The sequence below is a fragment of the Streptomyces sp. NBC_00457 genome (assembly GCF_036014015.1).
In the GTDB taxonomy this organism is placed as follows: domain Bacteria; phylum Actinomycetota; class Actinomycetes; order Streptomycetales; family Streptomycetaceae; genus Streptomyces.
In genome coordinates, this window is sequence record NZ_CP107905.1 from 8,393,751 (window position 1) to 8,419,126 (window position 25,376).

Below are 25,376 nucleotides of genomic sequence, written 5' to 3' on the forward strand. Positions count from 1 at the left end.
TACGAGCGATGACGTCCTTGCGGACAGTCCCTGTCCGCAAGGGCTGGCAGACTCACCACCATGTTGGAGACCTCGGCACGACTGCTGCGCCTGCTCTCGCTCCTCCAGGCCCACCGCGAATGGTCCGGCGCCGACCTGGCCGAGCGGCTCGGTGTCACGCCGCGCACGGTGCGCCGGGACGTGGACCGGCTGCGCGAGCTGGGATATCCCGTCAACGCCAGCCCCGGCACGGGCGGCGGCTATCAGCTGGGCGCGGGCGCCGAGCTGCCGCCGCTGCTCCTGGACGACGACGAGGCGGTGGCGGTCGCCGTCGGGCTGCGCACGGCCGCCGGGCAGGGCATCGAGGGCATCGGCGAGACCTCCGTACGGGCCCTCGCCAAACTCGAACAGGTCCTGCCTAGCCGGCTGCGCCACCGCGTGGGCGCCCTGAACGCGTTCACCGTGCCGATGCTGCGCGGCCCCCAGCCCTCCGCCGTCGACCCGACCGTCCTGACCGAGCTGGCCCATCTGTGCCGGGACGCCGAGCGGCTGCGCTTCGAGTACCGCACGCACGAGGGAGCCGTGACCCGCCGTACCGTCGAACCGCACCGCCTGGTGTGCACCGAGCGCCGCTGGTACCTGGTCGCCTGGGACCTGGACCGCGACGACTGGCGTACGTTCCGCGTCGACCGCATCACCCCGAAGCCGCCGCACGGCCCGCGGTTCACCCCGCGTGAGCCGCCCGCCGACGACCTCGCCGCGTATGTCTCGCAAGGGGTCTCCACGCGCGCGTACGCCTCGCACGCCGTCATCCGGCTGCTGGTGCCGCTGGCGGAGGCGGCCGAGAGGATCTCGCCGTCGGCCGGGGTGCTGGAGCCCGAGGGGGAGAACAGCTGTGTCCTGCGCACCGGGGCCGCGAGTCTCGACGTGATGGTCATTCACGTGATGCTGATGGGCTTCGAATTCGAGGTGCTGGAGCCTGTCGAGCTCACCGACACGATCAGGATCGCTCGGGACCGGCTGTCTCGCGCTCTGGAGCGAGCTCCGCGTACTCGGGATGGTGCAGGTCGAACGCCGGGGACTCGGAGCGGATCCGGGGCAGCGCGGTGAAGTTGTGCCGGGGCGGTGGGCAGGAGGTCGCCCACTCCAGGGAGCGGCCGTAGCCCCAGGGGTCGTCGACCTCGACCTTCACGCCGTACTTGGCGGTCTTCCAGACGTTGTAGAGGAACGGCAGCGTCGACAGGCCGAGGAGGAACGAGCCGATCGTCGAGACGGTGTTGAGCGCCGTGAAGCCGTCGGCGGCGAGATAGTCCGAGTAGCGGCGCGGCATGCCCTCGGCGCCCAGCCAGTGCATCACCAGGAACGTGGTGTGGAAGCCGATGAACAGCGTCCAGAAGTGGATCTTGCCGAGCCGCTCGTCGAGCATCTTCCCGGTGAACTTCGGCCACCAGAAGTAGAAGCCGGCGAAGATCGCGAAGACGACCGTGCCGAACACGACGTAGTGGAAGTGCGCGACCACGAAGTAGGTGTCCGTGACGTGGAAGTCCATCGGCGGCGAGGCGAGGATCACGCCGGTCAGACCGCCGAAGAGGAACGTCACCAGGAACCCCACCGACCACAGCATCGGCGTCTCGAACGACAGGGAGCCCTTGATCATGGTCCCGGTCCAGTTGAAGAACTTCACGCCCGTCGGCACCGCGATCAGGAAGCTCATGAAGGAGAAGAAAGGCAGCAGCACCGCGCCCGTCGCGAACATGTGGTGCGCCCACACCACCACCGACAGACCGGTGATCGCCATCGTCGCGCCGATCAGCGTCAGATAGCCGAAGATCGGCTTCCGGCTGAAGACCGGAATGATCTCCGTGATGATGCCGAAGAACGGCAGCGCGATGATGTACACCTCGGGATGGCCGAAGAACCAGAACAGGTGCTGCCACAGCAGTGCGCCGCCGTTCGCCGCCGTGAAGATCTGCGAGCCGAACCGCCGGTCCGCCTCCAGACAGAGCAGCGCCGCGGCCAGCACCGGGAACGCCATCAGGATCAGGATCGACGTGAACAGCGTGTTCCACACGAAGATCGGCATCCGGAACATCGTCATGCCGGGGACGCGCATCCCGATGATGGTGGTGATGAAGTTGACCGCGCCGAGGATGGTGCCGAAGCCGGCCAGTGCGAGCCCCATGATCCACAGGTCGGGTCCGACGCCCGGCGAGCGTTCCGCGCTGTTCAGCGGCGCGTAGGCGAACCAGCCGAAGGCCGCGGGCCCCGAAGGCACCAGCAGCGAGCCCAGCACGATCAGGCCACCGAACAGGAACAGCCAGTACGACAGCATGTTCAGGCGTGGGAAGGCGACGTCGGGGGCGCCGATCTGCAGCGGCATCAGCTCGTTGGCGAAACCCGCGAAGGTCGGCGTCGCGAACAGCAGCAGCATGATCGTGCCGTGCATCGTGAACAGCTGGTTGAACTGCTGGTTGTCGATCAGCTGCAGCCCCGGCCGGGCGAGTTCGGCGCGCATGATCAGCGCCATCAGGCCGCCGACGAGGAAGAAGGCGAACGACGTGATCAGGTAGAGATGGCCGATCTTCTTGTGGTCGGTGGTCGTCAGCCAGTCGACGACCACCCGTCCCTGCGGCCTCTTCCGCGTGGGCCGCATCGCCGTCTGCACGGTCTCGGTCCCCATACGCTCGCTCGCCCCTTCGCTCGTCGCGCCACGGGCCGCTGCAAGCCCGCGGCGCGCGAGTGCCCGCGAGCTCACGTCATGATGCTCGCGCCGTCGTGCGCCGCGACAGGGGGCGTACCGGGGTTCTGTGCCTGAGCCATGCATTTCCTGTGCGGCGTCAGCACCCGTGGGCCCCACGCGGAATCGGAATGGAATGCGGATCCGTGGCGGTTACCCCGGCACTTTCCGCCGGGCTTTTCGCCGGAGTCGGGCGACACGCGGAAATTACGTTCGAATGCCTGCGTAAGGCGTACGCGCGCGCCCGTTCGTGTGACGAAGTGCACCAGAAACGCGTGTCGTGATCCTGTGACAAAAGTGTGACCCGAGAGGGATCAGTGGCCCACGGTGTACGGAACCGACTTCCGTGCCCGCTCAATGGGGCCTAGCGTGGCGCCATGGCACCCATTCCGAAACCCCCCGCCGAACCTCAGGACAGCCCGGATTCGTATGTGGGCCTTGATGCCGGAGCGGCCGAGCAACGCGCGCGTGACCGGGGCTGGTCGACCGTGCGGTCCCTGCCGCCGGGCGCGATCATCACCATGGAGTACCGCGTGGGACGGCTGAACTTCGAGGTCAAGGACGGCCTGGTGGCGCGGGCCTGGAAGGGCTGAGAAACGGCGACGGCCCTGGTTTCCCGCATCCGACGCATCGGACGCGGGAAACCAGGGCCGTCGTGCTGTGCGCGCTCAGCCGCCCGCGATGGGGTGGGCCGAGGTGGTTGTGCCGCGGGTGACGCGGTCCGCCTGCGGCGGGCGGCGGCTGCCGACCGGAGTGACCGGCGTGCGGTCCGAGCGGGCCGTGTGCGGGCCCGGCGCCAGATAGAGCGCCTTGGGCGTGTGGGCCGTGGAGACGGGGTCCTGCGCCGCGGAGACCGGCTCCTGCGCCGTGCAGACCGGCTCGGGCGCCGTCGAGACAGTGGACACCGACGACGGGGCCGTGGACACCGGCTCCGGCGCGGTGGGCTCCTCCTGGGCGGACGTACGCGGCTTGAGCGCCACCGGCACCTCGACCGGGCTCGCCGGGATCGTCGCCGGGGCGGCGCGGCGGGCGCGCCAGCGGTCGCGCAGGTCGAAGATCTCGGCCTCGGCGCGGGCGACCAGCGGCTCGAACCACGGCAGTGCCAGCAGGATCAGCAGACCCGCGGCCCAGCCGAGCAGCACATCGCTCAGCCAGTGCGTACCCAGGTACACGGTGGTCAGGCCGACGCTGAGCGACACCACGGCCGACAGGGCCGACAGCCAGCGCCGGGCCTGCGGTGTGGCGGCGAGGTAGGAGAGGATGCCCCAGGTCACCACGGCGTTCGCGGTGTGTCCCGAAGGAAATATGTCGCTGCCGGCCTGAAACCAGTTCCACATCTCGTTGGAGCCGATGTCGGTCGCGTAGTGCGGACCGGAGCGGCCCAGGCCGTACTTCACCACGGCCACCGTGATGTTCAGCAGCAGCACGGCCGCGCCGAAGGCCAGCAGCGGGCGCAGCGTGTGCTGCCGCCAGGAGCGCCAGCCCAGCCAGGCCGTGACCATCACCGCGGTCGGGCCGCGCTGGCCGAGGACCACCCAGTAGTCCAGGAAGGCGTGGATCTCCGGCCATTGCTGGTACGGCCGGAAGAGCATCGCCTGCCAGTCGAACCGGACCAGCCAAGAGGTCAGCACGACCGCCAGAACGATCGTGAGGTAGAAGGCGAGCGTCGCGCCGAAAAGGACCACCCGGTGCCGCGTCATCCGGGGCACGTCTAGGACGGGCCGCTCCGGTTCACGGTCCAGCCGGGCGAAGATCCGGTCGAGCCGGCTCGGCTTTGGTTCGGTACGCACACGATCGACGTTACAGGGAGTGAGTGGAGTTACCCGCAGAAGCTAGCCCTTTGTAATGACGATGTGATGTGGGAAAGCTCTCAGGACGGGGTTTATTTCCGAGGATTCGGCAATCCCCAGTGTCCCTTCCCTTCAATTCCTTTGATCACTTCAGGGGTCAGGTTTTGCTCTGCTTATAAAGCCGTTCACCGGGTGATGGCCGGGAATTCTCCGGAAGCTCACCCTCCGTCGGCGGCTCGGCGGCGACCTGTCAGGGCGGACCGGAGCCGTTCAGCCAGAACGCCCCGTACACCGCCGAGCCGGCCGCGACAGCGCCCAGCACCAGCGCCGACCTGGTGGTTCGCAGCCGCGCCAGGGCCAGGGCGAGGGGCAGCAGCAGGGGGAAGGCGGGCATGAGCAGGCGCGGTTTCGAGCCGAAGTAGCTCGACGCGCACAGTGCCAGCGCGGTGACGACACCCGCGTAGACCAGCAGCGGCAGCGGCTGGCGCCGGCGCACACAGACGACGTACAGCCAGACGACCAGGCCCACGCCGACGATCAGCCCGACCCCCGCCAGGGCCGACGGAAACGACGTGAACTTTGCGGCGACGAATCGGGCGAACGCCCAGCCGCCGTCGAAGCCGTTGCGCCAGCCCGCCTGGACGTCGAGATAGCCGAGCGGGCCCTTGCCGGTGCGGTGGCCGACCCACAGGACGTACCCGGCGGCGCCGAGGGGCGCGAGCAGCATGCCGAGGGCGCGCCGCCACGCGGACGCGCCGCTCTCCGGCGTACCGGGGGCGAGAGAGGGGGCGTGTTCCGGGCTGCGTGCGCCCTCGTCGGGCGCCGCGCTTCGGTGTCGTACGAAAGAGGCGATCCCGACCGCCCACACCGCCGCCACGACCGCCAGGCCCACCGGGCGGGTCAGGCCCGCCAGCAGGGCCAGGGTGCCGGACGTGAGCCAGCGGCCGGTCAGGACGGCGTACAGGGACCAGGCGGCGAGTGCGGTGAACAGTGACTCGCTGTACGCCATCGACTGCACGATCCCGACGGGCAGCACGGCCCACAGCAGCACCGCGCAGAACCCCGCGCGCGGGCCGTACACATGGTCGGCGACCGCGTAGATCCCCCAGGCCGCGGCGAGCGAGGCCAGCACGGCGACGAGGAGGCCGGCGCCCGCGTACGACAGCGGGGTCGTCGCGTGCAGCAGCCGCTCCAGCCAGGGCAGCAGCGGGAAGAAGGCCAGGTTGGAGTGGATGTCGCCGTTCGGGAGGCGGACCTCGTAGCCGTACCCCAGCTCGGCGACCCTGGTGTACCAGAGGGAGTCCCAGCGGGCGGTCAGCAGGGTGTACGCGCTCTTGTCGCGCGCCGCGCTCCACAGGGCGAGGGCGAGCAGGCCCAGGGCGCGGACGGCCGCGTACCCGAGGAGGGCCCGGGCCGTCCCCGTGAGTCCGGCCGGTGCCACGCGCGTCGCAAGATCGGTCACGGGTCCGATTATCGACGGCCCCCGGAACCCGATCGGCCCGCGCTCCGTGGGGGAGGGGGAAGTGGAGTGGCGTACGCCACACAGGTTCCACCAGACCCATGAGAGGTCCGCCACGCAGGACCGGCGCGTTCTCGCGTACATTGACGTGTCACTCGCCATTCGTTGCGCGGGCCGGAGACCACCGCTCCTCTCCGGCCGAGTCACGGGGAGCCCCCACCCCGTGTGCCCGCCGAACGCGAGGGAACATCTGGGAGGTACGTACATGTCCGGGACGACCACGGCCGCCTCGCTGCGCCGTCGGGCGGCCGGGGCCGGTGCAAACCGCTGGGTCGTCCTGGTCGTCCTCTGCGTGAGCCTGCTCCTGGTCGCCGTCGACGCCACCGTGCTGCACGTGGCGGTGCCCGCCGTCACCGAGGACCTGAGGCCCGGCGGAATAGAACTGCTCTGGATCGTCGACATCTACCCGCTCGTCTGCGCCTCGCTGCTGATCCTCTTCGGCACGCTGGGCGACCGGGTGGGCCGCAGACGGATCCTGCTCCTCGGATACGGGCTTTTCGGCGTCGCCTCCGCCATGGCGGCCCTCGCCGACACCGCCCAGGTGCTGATCGCCGCGCGGGCGCTGCTCGGCGTCGGCGGCGCGATGATCATGCCCGCGACCCTGTCGATCCTCCGCCAGGTCTTCCCCGACCGGCGTGAGCGGGCCCTCGCCATCGGCATCTGGAGCGCGGTGGCCGCGGTGGGCGCGGCGGTCGGACCGCTGCTCGGCGGCTTCCTCCTCGAGCACTTCTGGTGGGGCTCGGTCTTCCTCGTCAACATCCCGCTGATGCTGGTCAGCCTCCCCGTGGGACGCCTGCTGCTGCCCGAGTCGAAGGGCGACGGCAGGGGGCCCTGGGACGTCGTCGGCGCACTGATGGCGGCGGCCGGTCTGTTCGGTGTCGTCCTGGGCGTCAAGCGGCTCGGGGGCGGCGAAGTGGACGGGGCCACCGCGCTGCCGCTGGTGGTGGGCGCCGTGCTGCTCGTCCTGTTCGTCCGGCGGCAGCGGCGGCTCAAGCATCCGCTCGTCGACCTGCGGATGTTCTCCCGCCCCGCGTTCAGCACGTCCGTGGGCTGCATCGTGCTGGCGATGCTGGCGCTGGTCGGGCTCGAGCTGATCGCGGCGCAGTATCTGCAGCTGGTGCTGGAGCTCTCCCCGCTGGAGACCGGTCTGCGGCTGCTGCCGCTGACGTTCGCTGCGATGGCGGCGGGGCTTGCCGGGGCGCGGATGCTGCGCCGGTTCGGGCCACGGCGGATGGTGTGCGCCGGGTTCGCGCTGACCGCGGTCGCGGTGCTGACACTGATGGCGATGGGCGGCGAGGACAACCCCGGCCTGCTGCTGCTCGGGTTCGTGCTGCTGGGCTTCGGTCTGGAGACGACGCTGTTCGGGGCGTACGAGTCGATGCTGAGCGAGGCTCCGCAGGAACAGGCGGGCGGCGCCGCCGCGATCGGCGAGACGTCGTACCAGCTCGGTGCCGGGATCGGGATCGCGCTGCTCGGCAGCGTGATGAACGCGGCGTACGCGCCCGGACTGTCGTCCGTGCCGGGGGTTCCGGGGCGGGCGTCGGCCGCGGCGGAGCATTCGCTGGGCGAGGCGTACGAGGTCGCCGACCGTCTCGGCGGCCCGGCCGGAGTCGCCCTGCGCCGCGCCGCCCAGGACTCCTTCGTGCACGGGTTGCATGTGACGCTGCTGGTGAGCGCGGGGCTGCTGGTGCTGGGCGCGGTGATGGCGCTGCGGTTGCCGCGGGTCATGCAGTGCGAGCAGCAGGCGGCGACCGTGGAGCTTCCCGGTCCCCGGGAAGTCGCGGACTCCCGCGTCTCGGTGTGACGGCGAACCCCGGGTACCGTAACTACCGGTGCTAGTTAATTATCCGGAGGGTGTCCCATGCCGTTGCCCCCGTTCGATCCCGCCGACCCCCTGGGCATCGACGACCTGCTGGACCCGGAGGACCTCGCGATCCGCGACACCGTGCGCAGGTGGGCCGCCGACCGGGTCCTGCCGTATGTCGCGGACTGGTACGAGAAGGGCGAGCTGCCCGACGTAAGGGAACTGGCCCGTGAACTCGGCGGGATCGGGGCCCTGGGGATGTCCCTCAGCGGGTACGGCTGCGCCGGTGCGAGCGCCGTGCAGTACGGACTGGCCTGTCTGGAACTGGAGGCCGCCGACTCCGGCATCCGCTCCCTCGTGTCCGTGCAGGGCTCCCTGGCCATGTACGCCATCCACCGCTTCGGCAGCGAGGACCAGAAGCAGCACTGGCTGCCCCGCATGGCCTCCGGCGAGATCATCGGCTGCTTCGGTCTGACCGAACCCGACCACGGCTCCGACCCCGCCTCCATGCGCACGCACGCCAAGCGGGACGGCGGCGACTGGGTGCTCAACGGGCGCAAGATGTGGATCACCAACGGGTCGGTGGCCGGTGTCGCCGTCGTCTGGGCGCAGACAGACGACGGGATCCGCGGGTTCGTCGTCCCCACCGGCACCGCCGGCTTCTCCGCCCCGGAGATCAAGCACAAGTGGTCGCTCCGCGCCTCCGTCACCAGCGAACTCGTCCTCGAAGACGTACGGCTGCCCGCCGACGCCGTACTGCCGGACGTCACCGGTCTGCGCGGCCCTCTCAGCTGTCTCTCCCACGCGCGCTACGGCATCGTGTGGGGGGCGATGGGGGCGGCGCGGTCGTGTTTCGAGACCGCTGTGGAATACGCGAGGACGCGGGAGCAGTTCGGGCGGCCCATCGGGGGATTCCAGCTCACCCAGGCCAAGCTCGCCGACATGGCGGTCGAACTGCACAAGGGGATTCTGCTCGCCCATCATCTGGGGCGGCGGATGGATGCCGGCCGCCTGCGTCCCGAGCAGGTCAGCTTCGGCAAACTCAACAACGTACGCGAGGCGATCGAGATCTGCCGTACGTCTCGGACGATCCTCGGGGCCAACGGGATCTCCCTGGAGTACCCCGTCATGCGGCATGCGACGAACCTCGAGTCGGTGCTCACCTACGAGGGCACCGTCGAGATGCACCAGCTCGTGCTGGGCAAGGCGCTCACCGGACTCGACGCGTTCCGGTAAGGGCCCGGCGGAGCGGGCAGGGCCGACGGGCGGCCCTGCCTCAGCTCTGGTTGAAGAAACCGTCGGCGCGGTGTGCCGCCGGCTCCCCGCTGACGATCTCGGTGTCGGCCGGGCTGAGCAGGAACACGCGGTTGGACACCCGGTCGATCGAACCCCGGAGACCGAAGATCAGGCCCGCCGCGAAGTCGACCACGCGCTTGGCGTCGCCCGGCTCCATGGCCGTGAGGTTCATGATGACCGGGACACCCTCGCGGAACAGTTCGCCGATGGCGCGCGCGTCCCGGAAGCTGTCCGGAGTGACCGTGCCGATCCGGCGGCCCTTCTCGACCGCCACGTCCGAGGCCACCTTCACCCGCGGATCGGTGACCCAGGCCTCCCCGGGCTCAGTCCCTTCTGAGTAGTCGTCGTCGTAGTAACGCTCGTCATCGTTGTCGTCGACGAGGCCAAGCCAGGCACTCGCCTTGCGTACCGATCCCATGGACGCCTCCTCTCACAGCGGTCTGTTTTGCCTTCCGCATCCCTATCGTCATCCATGATGCGGACGTCGTGCCAAGTGGATAGACGCCGCGCGGGGGGTTTGTGACGGTACTGGTGCACAGCGAATTCGTCGAGAGCCCTGGTCCCCCAAGGGTCTTGCCGGACAGTGCTGCTGACTGTGAGTGAAATATGATTGTTCGCGTCGTATGGGTGAGCGGCGGGGCGTACGGGTGAACAGCGATGGTCCCATCGGCGCGTTACAACGGGCCGCTCATCTCGGTTCTGACGGAGGCTCAGGCCGATCGGGCGCGCACTTTCACTGATCGTTCAATGGTTGACGGCCGAAAGGCACCCTTGCGTCAACCGGTCGTTCGGCCGAATACTCCCTCCAGCGCTTGTCAGGGGCACGGCATGTTCGGAATCCGGACATTCGGACCACTGACTGCGCCTCACGGGCCCCGACCCCACGCGGGCCCCCAACTTCCCATGTGGAGGAACGAAAAGTGAGGATCAAGCGCACCACCCCCCGCAGCGGTATTCAGAGACGGACCCGGCTGATCGCCGTCAGTACCGGTCTCGTGGCCGCAGCCGCGATCGCGATCCCCAACGCGAACGCCGCCGACCCCACCACGTTCAGCGCCTCCCAGCTCAAGAGCGCCGGCTCCTCGGTGCTCAAGGCTGATATCCCCGGCACCGCCTGGGCCGTCGACGCGAAGACCAACCGGGTCGTCGTCACCGTCGACAGCACGGTCTCCAAGGCCGAGATAGCCAAGATCAAGCAGCAGGCGGGCGCCAACGCCTCCGCGCTCACCATCAAGCACGCCCCGGGCAAGTTCCAGAAGTTCATCCAAGGCGGCGACGCCATCTATGCGAGTAGCTGGCGCTGCTCGCTCGGCTTCAACGTCCAGAACAGCAGCGGCCAGCAGTTCTTCCTGACCGCCGGTCACTGCACCGACGGCGCGGGCACCTGGTACTCCAACTCCGGCCGCACCACGGTCATCGGCTCCACCGCCGGCTCCAGCTTCCCGGGCAACGACTACGGCATCGTGCGCTACTCCGGGTCCGTCAGCCGTCCCGGCACCGCGAACGGCGTGGACATCACCCGCGCGGCCACGCCCAGCGTGGGCACCACCGTCATCCGCGACGGCTCCACCACCGGTACGCACAGCGGCCGGGTCACCGCCCTCAATGTGAGCGTCAACTACGGCGGCGGCGACGTCGTCGGCGGCCTGATCCAGACCACCGTCTGCGCCGAACCCGGCGACTCCGGCGGTTCGCTCTACGGCAGCAACGGCACCGCGTACGGTCTGACCTCCGGCGGCAGCGGCAACTGCTCCTCCGGCGGAACGACCTTCTTCCAGCCGGTCACAGAGGCCCTGAGCGCCTACGGCGTCAGCGTCTACTAGACCGCCCGGCGGATACTCCCAGCCGCCTCGCACCACCTGCAGCCGGCAGCAGGCGAGCCCCCGCACGCACCCGCGTGCGGGGGCTCGCTGTCGTGCAGGGGGAACCTGCGGGAGAGGAACGGCAGTTGGAGCGGCGCCCGGGCCTACAGGATCACGACGCCCTGGACTCCGGTGTGGCGCACAGCCAGTCCAGTACGGCGGGCAGGGCTTTGAGCGCTCCGAAGTGGCCGGCGTCCGGGTCCAGGACGGGGCGGGCCCGGGGGATGCGGTCCGCGAGCCACTTGAAGTGGCCCACGGGAGAGAAGGTGTCGAGGGCGCCGTGCCACAGCAGCACCGGGCGGGTGATGGCCGCCGGGTCGAAGCCCCAGCTGCTGAGCAGGGCGAGGTCGTCGTCGAGCCAGCCGTACGCCGAGGTGCGCAGCGACTCGCGGTAGGCGCGCAGCAGCATGTCGCCGATGGCCGGGTCGGAGATGATCCGCCGGTCGGAGTCGGTGAGCCCGTCGCGGATGGACACCAGCAGCTGGGCCGGGTCGCTGCGGATGGCGGCGGCGCGCGCGGCCAGCCGCTCGGCGAAGTCCAGCGGGTCGGTGAGGGCCTGGGTGAAGTCCTCGATCTTCGAGAGGGCCATGCCCTCGAACCAGCTCAGCCCAGCGGTGTTCGGCGGTGCGGTACACCCCAGCGCCGCCGCCCGCCGCACCCGCGCCGGCAGCAGCGCGGCGCAGGCCAGCGCGTGCGGGGCGCCGCCCGAGCGGCCGAGGACGGCGAACCGGTCGAGGCCGAGGGCGTCCGCCAGCTCGGCCACGTCCCGGGCCGCGTCGGCCACCCGGCGTCCCGGCCGGCGGTCCGAATCGCCGTAGCCGGGACGGTCGTAGGAGATGAACCGCACGCCGGGGCGCGCGGTGAGGACGTCCTCCGGCACCGTGCCCTGGCGGCAGCCCGGGGTGCCGTGCAGCAGCACCACCGGCGTGCCGTCGGGATCTCCCCGCTCCGCCACCGCCAGCCATCGGCCGTCCCGCATGCGTACGCCGTCGACCACCTGCGTCCTCCGTCTCCCCAACGCGAACATCCCGGATTACCGTCGAAGTACACACCTTGTGCGCCTGATTCGGACCCTGGGGGGCCGTCATGGTCGAGGAGCTGGTGGCGGCGGGCGTCTCGCTCGCGTCGGTCGGAGCGGTGTACGTGATGGCGGCGGCGCGGGTCGTCAAACAGTACGAACGCGGTGTGGTGTTCCGGCTCGGCAGGCTGAAATCCGATGTGCGCGGGCCCGGGTTCACGATGATCGTTCCGTTCGTGGACAAGCTCCGCAAGGTCAATCTGCAGATCGTGACGATGCCTGTGCCCGCGCAGGAGGGCATCACCCGGGACAACGTCACGGTGCGGGTGGACGCCGTCGTCTACTTCAAGGTCGTCGACGCGTCGGACGCCATCGTGCAGGTCGAGGACTACCGTTTCGCGGTCTCGCAGATGGCGCAGACCTCGCTGCGCTCGATCATCGGCAAGAGCGACCTGGACGATCTGCTGTCCAACCGCGAAAAGCTCAACCAGGGCCTGGAGTTGATGATCGACAGCCCGGCGATCGGCTGGGGTGTCCAGATCGACCGCGTCGAGATCAAGGACGTGTCGCTGCCCGAGACCATGAAGCGCTCCATGGCCCGGCAGGCGGAGGCGGACCGGGAGCGGCGGGCCCGGGTCATCAACGCCGACGCCGAGCTCCAGGCGTCCAAGAAGCTCGCCGAGGCCGCCCAGCAGATGGAGGCCACGCCTTCCGCCCTGCAACTGCGGCTGCTCCAGACGGTGATGGCGGTCGCCGCCGAGAAGAACTCGACGCTCGTGCTGCCCATCCCGGTGGAACTGCTGCGCTTCCTGGAGAAGGCGCCGGGACAGGCGCCGTCGGCCCCCGCGGTGGCCCCGCACCCGGCGCAGGAACAACTGCCGCCCGCCGAACCGCGCTTGGATCCCGACCCCGGAGGGTCGATTTCAAGACAGGACTAGTCCTCACGGACAGCACATGAATTACTCGCTCGTAGTGTTTGCAGCGCGAACACACCAGGGGTGACTGTGCACGGTCAAGGTGAGGGGGCGCGCAACCGCGTTCTACGCGCGTCCGGAAGTCGACCTTGTGTGCCCCCTGTAAGCCTCGGGATAGTGAACCTTGTTCAACCGGCACGGACGCGGCGCTTTTTGTTGTACGTCGTCCCCCGTGCCGTACGCCTTCCGGTTCGCCAGGCCCCCACAGCCTGTCGGACCGACCCCCCACAGGAGGACGTGAGTTGAAGCACCGACGCATACCCAAGCGGCGTGCCGCCGTGGCAGGTGCGGGCATCGCCGCACTCGTAGCCGCGGGTGTCACCTTGCAGACTGCGAACGCCAGCGAGAGCACGGAGAACTCCGCGCCCGAGACGCTCTCGGTCACGGCGGCCGGAAAGCTCGCCTCGACGCTGGGCAAGGAGCTCGGCACCGACGCGGCCGGCACCTACTACGACGCGCAGGCGAAGAGCCTCGTCGTCAACGTGCTCGACGAGGCCGCCGCCCAGACCGTCGAGGAGGCCGGCGCCAAGGCGAGAGTCGTGGCGAACTCCCTCGCCGAGCTCAAGAGCGCCCGGACCACCCTGAAGCAGGACGCGACCATCCCGGGCACCTCCTGGATGACCGACCCGGCCACCAACAAGGTCGTCGTCACCGCCGACCGCACGGTCTCCAAGGCCGAGTGGGCCAAGCTGACCAAGGTCGTCGACGGGCTCGGCGCCACGGCGGAACTCAAGCGCACCAAGGGTGAGTTCAAGCCCTTCATCGCGGGCGGCGACGCCATCACCGACGGCAGCGGGCGCTGCTCGCTCGGCTTCAACGTCGTCAAGGGCGGCGAGCCGTTCTTCCTGACCGCCGGTCACTGCACCGAGGGCATCACGAACTGGCAGGACTCGGACGGCAACGAGCTGGGCACCAACGAGGTCTCCAGCTTCCCGGACGACGACTACGGCCTGGTCAAGTACACGGCCGACGTCGAGCACCCGAGCGAGGTCAACCTCTACAACGGCTCCACGCAGGCCATCGCGGGCGCGTCCGAGGCCACCGTCGGCATGGAGGTCACCCGCAGCGGCTCGACCACGCAGGTGCACGAGGGCACGGTCACCGGCCTGGACGCCACCGTGAACTACGGCAGCGGCGACATCGTCAACGGCCTGATCCAGACCGACGTCTGCGCGGAGCCCGGTGACAGCGGCGGCTCGCTGTTCTCCGGCGATCAGGCGATCGGCCTCACGTCCGGCGGCAGCGGTGACTGCACGTCCGGCGGGGAGACGTTCTTCCAGCCGGTGACCGAGGCGCTGTCTGCCACGGGCACGGAGATCGGCTGACGCGTTTTGTAGTGCCGTGAAGTCCCGCCCCTCGTCTGAGGGGCGGGACTTTCGCGCCCTAAGGGGCGCGGGGAACTGCGCGACCAGCCACGATGGTGCCGCAGACAACCGACGACAGATCGCGGCACATCCAGCGGAGCGTCACCGCTTGGGCCAGTACCACAGCGGTTCGTCCAGTGGGCCCTCTCGGCCTGCCACCTCCGTTTGTCCGAACTCCTTGATCAGCTCTATGGAGTTGACGTCCAGGCGATGGCGTATCGCGCCCTTGGTCAAGGCGTCGGCCAGTGGTCTTGCGTGGGTGACGACGATGATCTGGATGTCCTTCGTCGCGGTGAGGATCAGATCGGCGAGTGGGGGGATCAGGTCGGGGTGGAGGCTGGTCTCGGGCTCGTTGAGGACCAGGAGGGACGGCGGCCGGGGGGTGAGCAACGCGGCAGCCCAGAGCAGGTAGCGCAGGGTGCCGTCGGACAGTTCGGCCGCGGTGAGCGGGCGCAGCAGTCCGTGTTGGCGCAGGGCGAGTTCGAAGCGGCCGCCGTGGTTCATGACCTCGACGCGGCTGCCGGGGAAGGCCGCGTCGACCGCCTCGTCCAGCGCCTCGCGGTGACCGACCTCGCGGATCGTCTGGAGCGCAGCCGCAAGGTCGGAGCCGTCGCCGCTGAGCACCGGCGTGCGGGTGCCGATCACGGCGGCGCGGGCCGGGGCGTGGGCGTCGGTGCGGACATGGTCGTAGAACCGCCAGGATCTGATGAGTTCGCGCACCGCCAGCACGTCAGGCGCGTGCTGGGGGTCGGCCATTTCGCCGAGCATGCTGTCGTACGGCCGTAGCGTCCCGTGCACCCGGGACCAGCCGCCGCCCGCGCCGCGCACCTTCACGGCCGCCCCCGCGCGGTCCGAGAGGACGGCGGCGGGGCGCAGCACCGGCCCGCTCCAGATGCACTCGCGCTTGATCTCCGGGTCGACGTCGAACATGGACGGCGGGCCTGCCGGGACCGGATACCCGAAGTCCATCGCATACCCGAACTCGTCTCCCGAGAAGCCAAGTTGCAGGCTGACCGGCCCCGAGCGGACGGTGCCCTGTACCGGATGGCGGCCCTCGCGCATCGCGCGGCTGGTCTTCTCGGGTCCCGCCCACAGCACCGACGGCAGCCCGCCCTCGCGCGCGAGAGCCGCGACGGCGCCGCCGCGCGCGGCCTCGGCCAGCAGCCGCAGGGAGCGGTACAGGCTGGACTTGCCCGTGCCGTTCGCACCCGTGATCACGTTCAGTCTGTCCAGGGGCACGATCAGGCGACGCAGGGACCGGTAGTTCTCGACGGCGAGTGTGCGAAGCATGTGTCCAGGCTTGCAGACGGGACTGACAATGGCCCCTGCGTCAGCCTGCCGCCCGCCGCCGTCGGAACGTCGCCGCGGCCATCGTGATCGCGATCCCGGCCGCCGCCCACGCCGACAGCACCAGCAGCGATGCCGTCGTGTCGTTGCCCTTGAAGTACGCGATGGAGCGCGCCGCCCACGTCCCCGCGCCCGGCGGCAGCGCGGGGCCGATCGCCTGCCAGAAGGGCGGCAGCATCGGCAGCGGGAAGGCGCCGCCCGCGCTCGGGTTGCCCGCGATCACCACGATGAGGATCGCGAGGCCGACGCCGACGATCCCGAAGACGCCCTGGAGCGCGAGCGTGGCCGCCCCTACGGCGAACGTGATCAGCGCGCCGAGCCCCCAGAGGGCCGCCACGCTCCCGGGCAGGGCACCCAGGATCGGCCCGACGATGACCGCTCCGCCGAGCCCTCCGACGATCGACACCAGCGCCATGACGGCCAGCCGGATCGCCGCGCGGCGCGGGTCGGCGGGCCGGGCGCCGGAGCTGATCGCCAGGATCGAGGCGCACAGATAGCCGCCGACGCACCAGCCGACGACGAGGTAGAAGGACGACAGCCCGTCGAAGTCCTGGAGCGAGGCGGGGGCCACGTCGACGACCCTGACCGTGCGCTGCTCGGCCTTCTCCAGGGTGGTGGTGATCGTCTCCAGGGCGGTGGCGAGGACAGTGCCACCGCCGGTCGCGACCAGGAGCGTGTCCGTCGTCCCCGCCGGGTCGATGATCAGCGCACCGTCGATGTCCCGGTTCAGGATCTGCTCGCGCGCCGTCGCCGCGTCGGCCACCGCGCGCGGGTCCAGGGGAGAGCCGGGCAGCCGCTCCAGCCGGGTCACCGCCTGCTCGGCCGCGACCTGGGGTGCGACCACCCCGAAGGGCACGTCCTTGGGCTTCGGGTCGTGCAGTGCGCCTACGTAGGAGGCGATGAACAGCAGTTGGAGGGCGATCACTCCGATGACCAGCAGGGTGGCTCTTGGGGTGACGGCGTCCTTCACCTCGGAGAGGAAGCTGTTCCGTGTCATGCCCCCACGGTCCGAGGGGGTGGGCGTTTCCGCAGGTGGGGTGCGGCCGAATGGGTGCCGTACACATGTTCTTCATCATCGTTACCTGTTCGAGATCTTCTGTGGCTCACGCTGTGCTTGGGGTGCCCGTTACATTTGGGGCTCCGGGGGACCTCAACGTTGTTGACCACAGCGGAAGTTGATCCTCCGTCAGTTCCTTCACAGCCGTACAGCTGAACGCTCGGGGGAAAGCGCTGTGCAGAAAATCCAGCTGACCTACTGGTGGAACGGGCACGAGCCGGGGGATGTCGTCGAGGTCGACGACCCGACCGCGCGCGGAGTGCTCGGTGTGATCGCGCGGCCCGTGCCGGAGACTGAGGCGGAAGCCGAGGCCGAGCGGGACAGCGAGCCGGAGCTCCGGGGATGAGCGAGCCGTACATCACCTTTCCTGACGTGGAGCAGCTGGTCGTCGATCTCCTGAAGGACCGTAGTGAGCTGGCCGGTGTCCTGGTGGACGTCCAGCCGCCCTCCGGGTTCGACGGTTCGCAGCGTGCCGTGCTGGTCTCCCGGGTCGGCGGGGCGTGGGCGGAGGATCCCCGGCTCGACAATCCACTGGTCGATCTCGAGGTGTACGGGCCGTCCAAGGCCGCGGCCCATACCGTCTCCCTCGTCGCCCGCGCTCTGATGCTCCAGCTCAGGGGAGCGGTGCACGGCGCGGCGACCGTCGTGGACGTCGTCGAGGAGGACGGGCCGCGCTGGCTGCCCGACTACCGGCACGCCACCGCCAACCGCTATGTCTCGACCACCCGGCTGGTGGTCCGCCCGGCCTGAGCCGGTTCCCTCGTACGTCCCCTCAGCGCCTGGTGCGCACCACATCCGTAGCACGTCATGTCCATCTCCCACCAAGGAGCAGTGATGGCCGGAACGAACGCCAAGGAGATCCGGGTCGCGGGCAGCGGCCGGGTCCTCATCGCCCCGCTCGCCACCGAACCGCCCGCCGACACCGGTGCGGCGTGGGGTGCCGGGTGGAAGGACCTCGGCTACACCACCACCGACGGGGTCAAGATCTCCAAGAAGGACAAGCTGGACCCCGTGGACACCTGGCAGAGCGTCAGCTCGGCGAGGTTCGTCTACTCCGACCGCGACCTCAGCTTCAAGTTTCAGCTGCTCCAGCTGAACGAGGACACCCTCCCCTTCTTCTTCGGCGGCGGGAAGGTGACGGAGACGGCGACCGGGTCCGGCCTCTACAAGTACGAGATGGCGGCCGAGCCGAAGTTCGACGAGCGGATGCTGGGGCTGGAGTTCACCGACGGGGACGAGGTGACGTATCGCATGATCGTCGCCCGTGGCCAGGTGACCGAGACGGAGGAGATCGCCCTCGTCCGCACCGCCCCCGTGAAGCTGGGCGTCACCTTCACGGCGCTGGCGACGGTGGACGACGCGCCGCTGGCGACGTTCCTGATGAAGGACCCGAGCTTCAGCGCGGCCTGACCGATTCCCCTTCTTTCTAGTACTTTCCAGTTCTTTCCAGCTAGGAGCCCTACGCGCCATGGCCCGTTTCAACGTCAACGCCGCCCGTGCCCAGCGTCTCGAAACCCTCGGGAAGGACTGGGAGTTCGAGGTGGACAGCGATGTGTTCCACCTGCCGACCGAGTTCCCGCGCAGCATCGCCAAGCAGATCGCGGCGCTGGACGACAACGACATCGACGGCCTGCTGGCGCTGCTGCTCGGGCCCGAGCAGTTCGAGCGGCTGGGCAAGTACGACATCAGCGTCCAGGACGTCTCCGCGATCCTGGAGGCGTACGGCAGCGAGACGGGCATGACGCTGGGGGAAGGCTGAGCCTCGGCGCGCTGGTCGACGAGCACGCCGAGGCCCTGGAGGCGGACCTGCTCCGCCACTACGGTGTCGACCTCCTCGACTGGCACCGGGGCCGCCTCTCCTCCCGCCGCCTGCGCGTCCTGACGGAACACCTGCCCGCCGACTCGTCCTTCGCCCGGGCGGTCCATGGCGAACAGGCGGACTGGACGGTCACGGATCATCTGCTGGCGGCGGTCGTCGACCAACTCGCGGTCGCCAACTGGATGTTCGCGACAGTCAACCGGGACGAGGACACGGAGCCGGCGCCTTATCCGGAGCCGGTGCCGCGGCCGGGGGACGGCAGTTCCGAGGACCCTGAGCAGGAACCTCGGCCGACTGCGGAGCAAGGGGCGTCGGCAGCGCAGATCGTGGCCTTCCTGAGTTCACCGAGTTGAGAGGAGCCAGTGCGTGGCTGAGGACATCAAGGTCCTGGTCGAGAGGCTGACCGCTCGGGTCTCGACCCTGGAGGGCACGGAGAATTTCGCCGCGCGCTTCAAGGCACAGTTCGCGGACGCCTCGCGTGTTCCGACGGAGTTCAAGGAGGCGGTTCGAGGCGAGATCGCCGCCCTGAAGGCGCAGGAGGACGCCGAGCATGTGAGTTCCGCCAATGTGGCCATGAAGGCCGAGTCCACCGGGCTGAACCTGGCCGGGAACTTCGCCAAGGTCGAAGGGAACTTCCTGGCCGTCCAGGCTGACGTGATCAGGGTGGACGCGGTCCTGAAGGACTTTGTGCTCAACAGGATGGAGACCAAGCGCACGGTCGACCAGTTGAAGGCGCTGAACCTGGCCGGCCCGGCGGACACCAAAAAGGCCATCATGGACATGGTCGACCCGGTGAACATGCTCAAGCGGATCAGGGACCTCGAAGAGGAAAAGGCGACGAAGAAGAGCGTCGGCGCCATGCAGCAGCAGGTGGACGGCGCCCACGTCAAAGCGAACAAGATTCGTGAACTGCTCAATCGGGAACCGGATCTGCCCCGCATGCGAAAAGACCTCGTCAAACTCGAGAAGAGCGCGGCTTGGGCGAAGAACCGGATAGAGAAGCTGACAGGTTCGAAAGATTCGGCGACGGACCAGACCAAGAAGCGGCAGGGCGGTAAGGACATACCGAACGTCCACCAGTTGGAGCGCCAGGAGAAGCAACTCAGGGCGACCATCGTGAGGTTCGTCCGCCTGGTGGAGTTGGCCGCCCCCGAGATGAAGTCGTTTTCCAGTCAGATAAGCGCGATCGAGCGGGAGTTGCAGAGATGAGAACCGCACTGGTCCAGGCCACCGGCGCGCTCACTCGCTTCCGGACCGCCCTGACCCAGACGAGTACGGCCGGAAACCGGCTGCGGACCGCAGCGACCGGCACCACCGGTTCGGTCGACCGGCTCAGGAGTGCCGCGACGCAGGCGAGCACCGCCACCGGGCGGCTGCGGACCGCCGCCACCCAGGCGAGCGGTGGGCTCAATCAGATGCGGACGGCCGCCACCCGGGCCTCTGCCGATGTCCAGCGGGCGGGGCGGAGCGCGGCGTCGGGCGGTGGGCTGTTCTCCCGGTTCAGCCAGGGGCTGCGGACCGCCACCACCGCTCAGCGGGGGCTCAACACAGCGATGAAGGCCAACATCCTCGGTGCCGTCCTCGCGCTCATCCTGCCGCTCATCACCAAGCTCGTCGAGATGGCGATGCAGTCGAAGACTGTGCAGGCCGTGGTGCAGGCGGCGTTCAAGATTATCGGGCAGGTGGTGGGGACGGTCATGAAGGGGGCGTCGGTCGCCATCAACTGGCTGATCGATGCCGGGAAGAGCGTGGTCAATTGGCTGAAGGCCAACTGGCCGTTGCTCGTGGCGATTCTGACCGGTCCGGTGGGGATCGCCGTGCTGGCGATAGTGAAGCACTGGGACCGGATCAAAGAGGCGGTCGGGACGGTGCGCGACTGGATCGTCGACAAGTGGAACGCCGTAGTTGATTTTCTGCGGGGGGTTCCCGGGAAGATCTGGGGCTTCTTCGCCGAACTGCCCGACCGGCTGATGGGTCTGGGCGGCGACCTCGTCATGGGGCTCATCAACGGCATCAAGAACTCGGCCTCTGCCCTTCTCAACACCGTGAAGAACTTCATCATCAACACCATTCCCGGGCCCATCCGCAGCATCCTCGGCATCTCGTCGCCGTCCAAGGTGATGATGGGCTTCGGCGGTGACGTCGGCGAAGGTCTCGCGCTGGGCATGGAGGGCGCCGGGAACCGAGTGGCGGGGGCCGCCGGGCGGCTCGCCACCGCCACCGCGCGGAGTGCGATCGGACCCGGTTACAGCCTCGCCGGAGTCGCCGCCCGCTCGGGGGCCCGTCCCGGTGGCGCCACCGCGGCCTCCCCGGTCACCGTCAATGTCCATCCCCGCCCCGGACAGTCCGAGTACGAGATCGGCCGTATCACCGCCCGTGAACTCGCCTGGGCGGCCAAGCGATGAGCGGGCGGCAGCTCCAGCAGCCGGTGTTCGAGGTGGACGGCTGGGCGGGGAACACCGTCGACGACTCCGGCGTCGAATGGTGGGTTACCAGCGAGCAGGGCTGGGCCGGCACCCCGCCCTTGCGGCTCACCCTGACCGACCGGCCCGAGCGGCACGGCGCGTTCGACGCCCCCTCCTACCGCGGACCCCGCGTGATCACCCTGGAGGGCACCGCCGTGGTCCCCGACCGGGCGGCCCGCGAAGCGGCCAAGGACCGGCTGGCGGCCGTACTCGCCGACGGCAGTACGCTCACGCCGCTCGTCGTCACCGAACCGCACCGCACCCGGCGGGCGTTGGTCAGGCTCACCGCCGAGACGAAGATCGTCGACCGCAAGTCCGGCTTCGAGTTCTCCCTGACCATGACCGCGCCGGATCCGCTGCGGTACTCGTACGGGCTCAACACCAGTACCTGCCCGCTGCCTTCCTCCAGCGGTGGCGTCGTCTTTCCGCTCACCTTCCCCCTGGACTTCGGATCGGGCTCCTCCGGCGGCCGGCTGCTGCTGGAGAATCAGGGCACCGCCCCCACCTGGCCCGTGTGGCGGATCGGCGGGCCCTGCGTCCAGCCGGTGATCACCAACACCGCGACCGGCGAGGAACTCGCCTTCGAACTCACCCTCCAGGAAGGCGAGTTCCTGGTCATCGACACCGACGCGCGCTCGGTCCTCCTCCAGGGCACCGCCTCCCGCCGCTCCGCGCTGCGGCCCGGCTCGGACTGGTTCCCGCTCCGGCCGGGCTCGACGCCTGTGCTCTTCCGCGCCCCCGACGACGCCCCGGCCGCCCGGCTGACCGCCGAATGGCGCGACGCCTGGCTCTGACCCCGCCCACCGAAAGAGCAACAGAAGGAACGCACCCGCATGGCTGAAGCTGAATTCGAACGTCACTCCGGATGGCTCTCGGGTAGTGTCGTCGACGCCGAGGACGCCCGGCTCGCCACCGGTGTGCTCGCCGCGGCGTCCGCCGACCCCGGCAACCCGATCGCCGCCCGTACGGGAATCAAGCCGGGCCCCGGCAACCCGGGCGCTGTCGAGGCGATCGCCACGCCGTCCCGCGAAGTGACCGTGCGCCCGTTCCAAGGCGTCGTGCAGGGCACCCGGAGCACCGCGGCGGGCGCGTATCTGATCACGCTCGCCCAGCAGAAGAAACTCGACGTGCTGACCGCGGCCCCCGCCCACTCGTCCAACCCCCGCATCGCCCTCGTCGTGGCCCAGCAGACCGACCGGCAGTACGGCGACGCGAGCGACGGCATGCTCGTCCACGTGGTGGCCGGGGCCCCCGCGGTGACGCCGGTCGCGCCCACGGTGCGCGACGACTGCATCCCGCTCGCCGCGATCACCGTCCGGGCGAACGCGGGATCGATCGCCCGAGGCGACATCAAGGACCTGCGCGTGTTCACCGTCGCCGCGGGCGGAGTGCTGCCGCTGCAGACCCACGAGAACCTCCCGGCCGACGGCTACACAGGCCAACGCGTGTACGACCTGGAGACCGGCCTCGACCTCGTACGCGTCGGCAGCGCCTGGCGCCCCGCGGTCACGGGCTCGGTGCAGTTCTTCGGCCCGGCCGACGCGGGCTGGCCGCGGACCGGCTCGGCGGGCGCCGACTCCTTCGTCTTCAACCAGGTGACCATTCCTGCGGCGCCCTACCCTCGGCTGCTCTCCTTCTCGGGGCAGGTGATGGTGTCCACCTCGGGCGACGAGCGATGGGACCACGTGGTGCGCGGGCCGGACGGAGGGGGCCTCACCTGCGCCACTTTTCACGGCGGACCCACGAGGCTCACCACCACGGTCACGACCGGCCACCAGCTGATCCCCGCGACGACGGGGCCCTGGGTGCTGCAGCAGACCCTCGACCGGGGCGGCGGCATCACGACCGGTACCGCGGCCGTGCCGACGGGCTCCGCGGTCTTCACCGGTCTGCGCGTGATGGCGTTCCCCGTCCCCTGACTCCGCGAGCAGAAGAGGCACCCGCATGAGTACGCCCCCTCCAGAACGCGACTCCGCCTGGGTAGCCGGCGGTGTCATCGACGCCGAGGACGCCCGGCTCGCGACCGGCGTGCTCGCCGCACCCGGGGCCGGACCGGTCCAGGCCCGCAGCGGCATCCGCGCGGCCACCGGCGACCCCGGCCGGGTCCAGGCCACCACCACGGTGTCCGGCAAGGTCACCGTGGCCCCCTTCCAGGGTGTGATCCAGGGGACGAGGGCCACCGCGGCCGGCGCCTACCTCGTCACGCTCGGCCAGGAGAAGACCCTCGACGTACTCGGCACGCACCCCGCCGACTCGGCCAACCCGCGCAACGACCTGGTCATCGCCCGGCAGCGGGACGAACAGTACGGCGACGCCACCACCGCCATGACCGTCGAACTCGTCAAGGGAACGGCCGCCGCCACCCCCACCGACCCCGTGGTGACAGGCGACCACATCCCGCTCGCCCGGATCAGGATTCCGAGGAACGCCACGTCCGTCGCCAACGCCGGCATCGAGGACCTGCGCCCTTGGACCACGGCCGCCGGCGGCATCCTGCGGGTCTGGGGCGCGGCCAACCGGCCCACGCACCCCTACACCGGCATGTACATCCACCGCTGGGACTCCAACCATCTGGAGTGGTACGACAGTTCGGCGGGCTGGCGGGCGGTCAACGACGACACCGGCTGGGTCACCCTCCCCCTGCTTCCCAACTGGAACGTGTACAACAACGAGACACCGGCCGTACGCCGGGTCGGCGCCACCGTCCACATGCGCGGCGCCCTGCAGACCGCCGTCGCCCTCTCGGCCAACGCCATCTCCATGACCGCCGTCCCGGCCGGTTTCCGCCCGGCGGTGGGGCACCACTGGTACACCGCGCTGGGCGGTGTGACACGAGGGCTCGAACTCATGCTCCGCACCGACGGTGCCGTGGTGCTGTTCGCTCAGGGCGTCCAGTTGCCGGCCACCCAGTTGATCTACCTCAACACCACCTGGCTGGTGGACCAGTGACCCGCACCCCGACCCGCTACACCTACTACACCGCCGACCTCACCACCGGCGCCGTCACCGACGAACTCCCGCTGTACGACGTCACGTTCAGCAGCGAACTCAACGAAGCCGGTGAGTTCCGCGCCCGGTTGCCCCTGGGCGACCCGCGCGTCACCGTGCACCGCCCCCGGGAACTCACCGAGCCCGGACGCACCGCCCTCTACGTCGAGCGGGACGGAGTGCTCGTATGGGGCGGGGTGATCTGGACCGTCAAGTACACCTCCGCCGACCAGCACCTGGAGATCGGGGCGGCCGGCTTCCTCTCCTACTTCGACCACCGCCGGGTCCTGCCCGCCGACTTCGACCCGGACGCCACCGATCTGTCCGCGGCCGACGTGCCCTTCATCGACCGCGACCAGTCCGACATCGCCCGCGCCCTCGTCGCCACCGCCCAGGCGCACCCCGGCGGCGACATCCGGGTGCGCCCCGAGTCCACGGCCGGCTCCGGCATCATCCGCACGCTCGTCTACCGCGGCAGCGACCTCAAGAGCACCGGCGAGGCCCTGCGCGAGCTGGCGAGCCTGGAGGACGGCCCCGACTTCGTCTTCGACATGGCGTACGGCACCGACGGCCGCCCTGTCCACCGGCTGCGCGTCGGCACCCCGCACCTCGGCCAGCAGGGCACCCCGCACGTGTGGGAGTACGGGGCCAACCTGACCGGCTACACCTGGCCGGTCGACGGCGCCTCCACCGCGAGCCGGGTCTTCGCCCTCGGCGAGCAGGGCGAGGGGGAGAACAGCCAGCTCGTCGCCGTCGCCGAGGACCGCGCCACCGGACGCCCGCTCACCGAGACCGAGGTCTCCTACGTCCATCTCACCGACGCGGCGCTCCTGGCCTCCCAGGCCCGCTCGGCCCTCGCCGCCGTCTCGGCCCCCGTGGTCCTGCCCGAGCTGACCGTGCGGGCCGACCTGGACCCGGTGCTCGGCTCCTACCAGGTGGGCGACGACGCCACCGTCGTCATCAAGGACGTCTTCTTCCCCGAGGGCACCCAGTTCGACGTACGGATCACCGGGATCGAGGTCACCCCGGGCAACGACGCGGGCGAGGAACAGGTCCAGCTGACCGTGACACCCACCACGAACAGGAGCATCCCGTGACCAGGATCAACCGCCCCGACACCCTCCTGACCGAGCTCCGCGACATCAAGCGCCGGCTGCACGCCCTGGAGACCGCGCAGCGCACGACGCCCGGCACCACCGCCCAGGCGACCGCCGGGGACGCCGAGGAACCCGCCGAGACGGACGCTTCCGACTCCGAGTAGCCGTTTCCGCAGGTGAGGGACGCTCCAAGGGTAATCGCACAGACGTTCGGGTTTTGGTCTATGGTGGGGGTGAGGCAGTCGGGAACTGATGTTCGA

25 protein-coding genes are annotated in these 25,376 nt (G+C 69.8%); 18 read left to right on the forward strand and 7 right to left on the reverse strand.

The annotated features are described in order from the left end of the window. The first annotated feature begins 60 nt into the window (after positions 1-60). Positions 61-1,089 carry a helix-turn-helix transcriptional regulator gene (locus OG828_RS38385; RefSeq protein WP_328441376.1) on the forward strand — a complete coding sequence of 343 codons (1,029 nt, stop codon included), beginning with the start codon at positions 61-63 and terminating at the stop codon, positions 1,087-1,089. Here OG828_RS38385 and ctaD read toward each other — a convergent pair. Beyond that, entirely contained in the window at positions 980-2,659 is a 1,680-nt protein-coding gene (gene ctaD, locus OG828_RS38390) for an aa3-type cytochrome oxidase subunit I (RefSeq protein ID WP_328503769.1), read from the reverse strand. The two genes, OG828_RS38385 and ctaD, sit on opposite strands and share 110 nt — an antisense overlap. A gap of 434 nt (positions 2,660-3,093) precedes the next feature. Between ctaD and OG828_RS38395 the strand changes: the two genes are divergently transcribed. Next, a complete protein-coding gene (locus OG828_RS38395) occupies positions 3,094-3,309 on the forward strand; it encodes an I78 family peptidase inhibitor (RefSeq protein WP_210574655.1) in 216 nt (71 codons plus the stop codon). A 75-nt stretch (positions 3,310-3,384) separates the two neighbouring features. Here OG828_RS38395 and OG828_RS38400 read toward each other — a convergent pair whose 3' ends face one another. After that, entirely contained in the window at positions 3,385-4,506 is a 1,122-nt protein-coding gene (locus tag OG828_RS38400) for a phosphatase PAP2 family protein (protein WP_328503770.1), read from the reverse strand. Positions 4,507-4,756: 250 nt separating this feature from the next. Beyond that, on the reverse strand, positions 4,757-5,968 hold the full coding sequence (locus OG828_RS38405; RefSeq protein WP_328503771.1) for a mannosyltransferase family protein: 1,212 nt from the start codon (positions 5,966-5,968) through the stop codon (positions 4,757-4,759). Positions 5,969-6,230: 262 nt separating this feature from the next. Between OG828_RS38405 and OG828_RS38410 the strand changes: the two genes are divergently transcribed. After that, a complete protein-coding gene (locus tag OG828_RS38410) occupies positions 6,231-7,829 on the forward strand; it encodes an MFS transporter (RefSeq protein WP_328503772.1) in 1,599 nt (532 codons plus the stop codon). A 57-nt stretch (positions 7,830-7,886) separates the two neighbouring features. Beyond that, positions 7,887-9,065: an acyl-CoA dehydrogenase family protein gene (locus OG828_RS38415; RefSeq protein ID WP_328367345.1), complete on the forward strand. Its 1,179-nt coding sequence runs from the start codon at positions 7,887-7,889 to the stop codon at positions 9,063-9,065. Between the two features lie 40 nt (positions 9,066-9,105). Here OG828_RS38415 and OG828_RS38420 read toward each other — a convergent pair whose 3' ends face one another. Continuing rightward, the gene (locus tag OG828_RS38420) at positions 9,106-9,543 is read right to left on the reverse strand and encodes a cell division protein SepF (protein ID WP_210574660.1); all 438 of its coding nucleotides are present in this window, start codon (positions 9,541-9,543) and stop codon (positions 9,106-9,108) included. 502 nt (positions 9,544-10,045) lie between these two features. Between OG828_RS38420 and OG828_RS38425 the strand changes: the two genes are divergently transcribed. Beyond that, positions 10,046-10,948, forward strand: coding sequence for a S1 family peptidase (locus OG828_RS38425; protein ID WP_328367348.1), 903 nt, complete (start codon positions 10,046-10,048; stop codon positions 10,946-10,948). A 151-nt stretch (positions 10,949-11,099) separates the two neighbouring features. Here OG828_RS38425 and OG828_RS38430 read toward each other — a convergent pair whose 3' ends face one another. Next, positions 11,100-11,984: an alpha/beta fold hydrolase gene (locus OG828_RS38430; protein WP_328503773.1), complete on the reverse strand. Its 885-nt coding sequence runs from the start codon at positions 11,982-11,984 to the stop codon at positions 11,100-11,102. Positions 11,985-12,073: 89 nt separating this feature from the next. Between OG828_RS38430 and OG828_RS38435 the strand changes: the two genes are divergently transcribed. Both OG828_RS38435 and OG828_RS38440 read left to right on the forward strand, forming a co-directional pair. Then, on the forward strand, positions 12,074-12,943 hold the full coding sequence (locus OG828_RS38435) for a slipin family protein (protein ID WP_328367354.1): 870 nt from the start codon (positions 12,074-12,076) through the stop codon (positions 12,941-12,943). Between the two features lie 278 nt (positions 12,944-13,221). Beyond that, entirely contained in the window at positions 13,222-14,304 is a 1,083-nt protein-coding gene (locus OG828_RS38440; protein WP_328367357.1) for a S1 family peptidase, read from the forward strand. Positions 14,305-14,445: 141 nt separating this feature from the next. Here the strand turns inward: OG828_RS38440 and OG828_RS38445 are convergent, their stop codons facing one another. Both OG828_RS38445 and OG828_RS38450 read right to left on the reverse strand, forming a co-directional pair. Beyond that, a complete protein-coding gene (locus tag OG828_RS38445) occupies positions 14,446-15,633 on the reverse strand; it encodes an AAA family ATPase (RefSeq protein ID WP_328367360.1) in 1,188 nt (395 codons plus the stop codon). A 40-nt stretch (positions 15,634-15,673) separates the two neighbouring features. Continuing rightward, on the reverse strand, positions 15,674-16,687 hold the full coding sequence (locus OG828_RS38450) for a DUF3533 domain-containing protein (RefSeq protein ID WP_328503774.1): 1,014 nt from the start codon (positions 16,685-16,687) through the stop codon (positions 15,674-15,676). A gap of 235 nt (positions 16,688-16,922) precedes the next feature. On the opposite strand from OG828_RS38450, the gene OG828_RS38455 reads away from it, so the two are divergent. From OG828_RS38455 to OG828_RS38510, 11 genes are all read left to right on the forward strand, one after another. Next, the gene (locus OG828_RS38455; RefSeq protein WP_328503775.1) at positions 16,923-17,093 is read left to right on the forward strand and encodes a hypothetical protein; all 171 of its coding nucleotides are present in this window, start codon (positions 16,923-16,925) and stop codon (positions 17,091-17,093) included. Continuing rightward, on the forward strand, positions 17,090-17,497 hold the full coding sequence (locus OG828_RS38460) for a hypothetical protein (RefSeq protein ID WP_328367367.1): 408 nt from the start codon (positions 17,090-17,092) through the stop codon (positions 17,495-17,497). The genes OG828_RS38455 and OG828_RS38460 overlap by 4 nt, the downstream gene beginning before the upstream one ends. 84 nt (positions 17,498-17,581) lie before the next feature. Continuing rightward, positions 17,582-18,157, forward strand: coding sequence for a phage tail tube protein (locus OG828_RS38465; RefSeq protein ID WP_328367370.1), 576 nt, complete (start codon positions 17,582-17,584; stop codon positions 18,155-18,157). A 58-nt stretch (positions 18,158-18,215) separates the two neighbouring features. Continuing rightward, the gene (locus tag OG828_RS38470; protein WP_210574672.1) at positions 18,216-18,506 is read left to right on the forward strand and encodes a hypothetical protein; all 291 of its coding nucleotides are present in this window, start codon (positions 18,216-18,218) and stop codon (positions 18,504-18,506) included. Between the two features lie 426 nt (positions 18,507-18,932). Beyond that, on the forward strand, positions 18,933-19,775 hold the full coding sequence (locus OG828_RS38480; protein WP_328503776.1) for a hypothetical protein: 843 nt from the start codon (positions 18,933-18,935) through the stop codon (positions 19,773-19,775). Beyond that, on the forward strand, positions 19,772-20,971 hold the full coding sequence (locus OG828_RS38485) for a hypothetical protein (RefSeq protein ID WP_328503777.1): 1,200 nt from the start codon (positions 19,772-19,774) through the stop codon (positions 20,969-20,971). The genes OG828_RS38480 and OG828_RS38485 overlap by 4 nt, the downstream gene beginning before the upstream one ends. Further along, positions 20,968-21,825, forward strand: coding sequence for a phage distal tail protein (locus OG828_RS38490; RefSeq protein WP_328367379.1), 858 nt, complete (start codon positions 20,968-20,970; stop codon positions 21,823-21,825). Before OG828_RS38485 ends, OG828_RS38490 begins: the two co-directional genes overlap by 4 nt. Positions 21,826-21,864: 39 nt before the next feature. Further along, positions 21,865-22,950, forward strand: coding sequence for a hypothetical protein (locus tag OG828_RS38495; RefSeq protein WP_328503778.1), 1,086 nt, complete (start codon positions 21,865-21,867; stop codon positions 22,948-22,950). Between the two features lie 25 nt (positions 22,951-22,975). After that, positions 22,976-23,980 carry a hypothetical protein gene (locus tag OG828_RS38500; RefSeq protein WP_328503779.1) on the forward strand — a complete coding sequence of 335 codons (1,005 nt, stop codon included), beginning with the start codon at positions 22,976-22,978 and terminating at the stop codon, positions 23,978-23,980. Beyond that, on the forward strand, positions 23,977-25,116 hold the full coding sequence (locus OG828_RS38505; protein WP_328441389.1) for a hypothetical protein: 1,140 nt from the start codon (positions 23,977-23,979) through the stop codon (positions 25,114-25,116). Before OG828_RS38500 ends, OG828_RS38505 begins: the two co-directional genes overlap by 4 nt. Further along, a complete protein-coding gene (locus OG828_RS38510; RefSeq protein ID WP_328441390.1) occupies positions 25,113-25,280 on the forward strand; it encodes a hypothetical protein in 168 nt (55 codons plus the stop codon). The genes OG828_RS38505 and OG828_RS38510 overlap by 4 nt, the downstream gene beginning before the upstream one ends. Positions 25,281-25,376 lie beyond the last annotated feature (96 nt).

Coding starts and splice junctions, on each gene's coding strand:
- OG828_RS38385 (WP_328441376.1), top strand. CDS start 61: ATGTTGGAGACCTCGGCACGACTGCTGCGCCTGCTCTCGCTCCTCCAG.
- ctaD (WP_328503769.1), bottom strand. CDS start 2,659: ATGGGGACCGAGACCGTGCAGACGGCGATGCGGCCCACGCGGAAGAGG.
- OG828_RS38395 (WP_210574655.1), top strand. CDS start 3,094: ATGGCACCCATTCCGAAACCCCCCGCCGAACCTCAGGACAGCCCGGAT.
- OG828_RS38410 (WP_328503772.1), top strand. CDS start 6,231: ATGTCCGGGACGACCACGGCCGCCTCGCTGCGCCGTCGGGCGGCCGGG.
- OG828_RS38415 (WP_328367345.1), top strand. CDS start 7,887: ATGCCGTTGCCCCCGTTCGATCCCGCCGACCCCCTGGGCATCGACGAC.
- OG828_RS38420 (WP_210574660.1), bottom strand. CDS start 9,543: ATGGGATCGGTACGCAAGGCGAGTGCCTGGCTTGGCCTCGTCGACGAC.
- OG828_RS38435 (WP_328367354.1), top strand. CDS start 12,074: ATGGTCGAGGAGCTGGTGGCGGCGGGCGTCTCGCTCGCGTCGGTCGGA.
- OG828_RS38445 (WP_328367360.1), bottom strand. CDS start 15,633: ATGCTTCGCACACTCGCCGTCGAGAACTACCGGTCCCTGCGTCGCCTG.
- OG828_RS38450 (WP_328503774.1), bottom strand. CDS start 16,687: ATGACACGGAACAGCTTCCTCTCCGAGGTGAAGGACGCCGTCACCCCA.
- OG828_RS38460 (WP_328367367.1), top strand. CDS start 17,090: ATGAGCGAGCCGTACATCACCTTTCCTGACGTGGAGCAGCTGGTCGTC.
- OG828_RS38465 (WP_328367370.1), top strand. CDS start 17,582: ATGGCCGGAACGAACGCCAAGGAGATCCGGGTCGCGGGCAGCGGCCGG.
- OG828_RS38470 (WP_210574672.1), top strand. CDS start 18,216: ATGGCCCGTTTCAACGTCAACGCCGCCCGTGCCCAGCGTCTCGAAACC.
- OG828_RS38485 (WP_328503777.1), top strand. CDS start 19,772: ATGAGAACCGCACTGGTCCAGGCCACCGGCGCGCTCACTCGCTTCCGG.
- OG828_RS38490 (WP_328367379.1), top strand. CDS start 20,968: ATGAGCGGGCGGCAGCTCCAGCAGCCGGTGTTCGAGGTGGACGGCTGG.
- OG828_RS38495 (WP_328503778.1), top strand. CDS start 21,865: ATGGCTGAAGCTGAATTCGAACGTCACTCCGGATGGCTCTCGGGTAGT.
- OG828_RS38500 (WP_328503779.1), top strand. CDS start 22,976: ATGAGTACGCCCCCTCCAGAACGCGACTCCGCCTGGGTAGCCGGCGGT.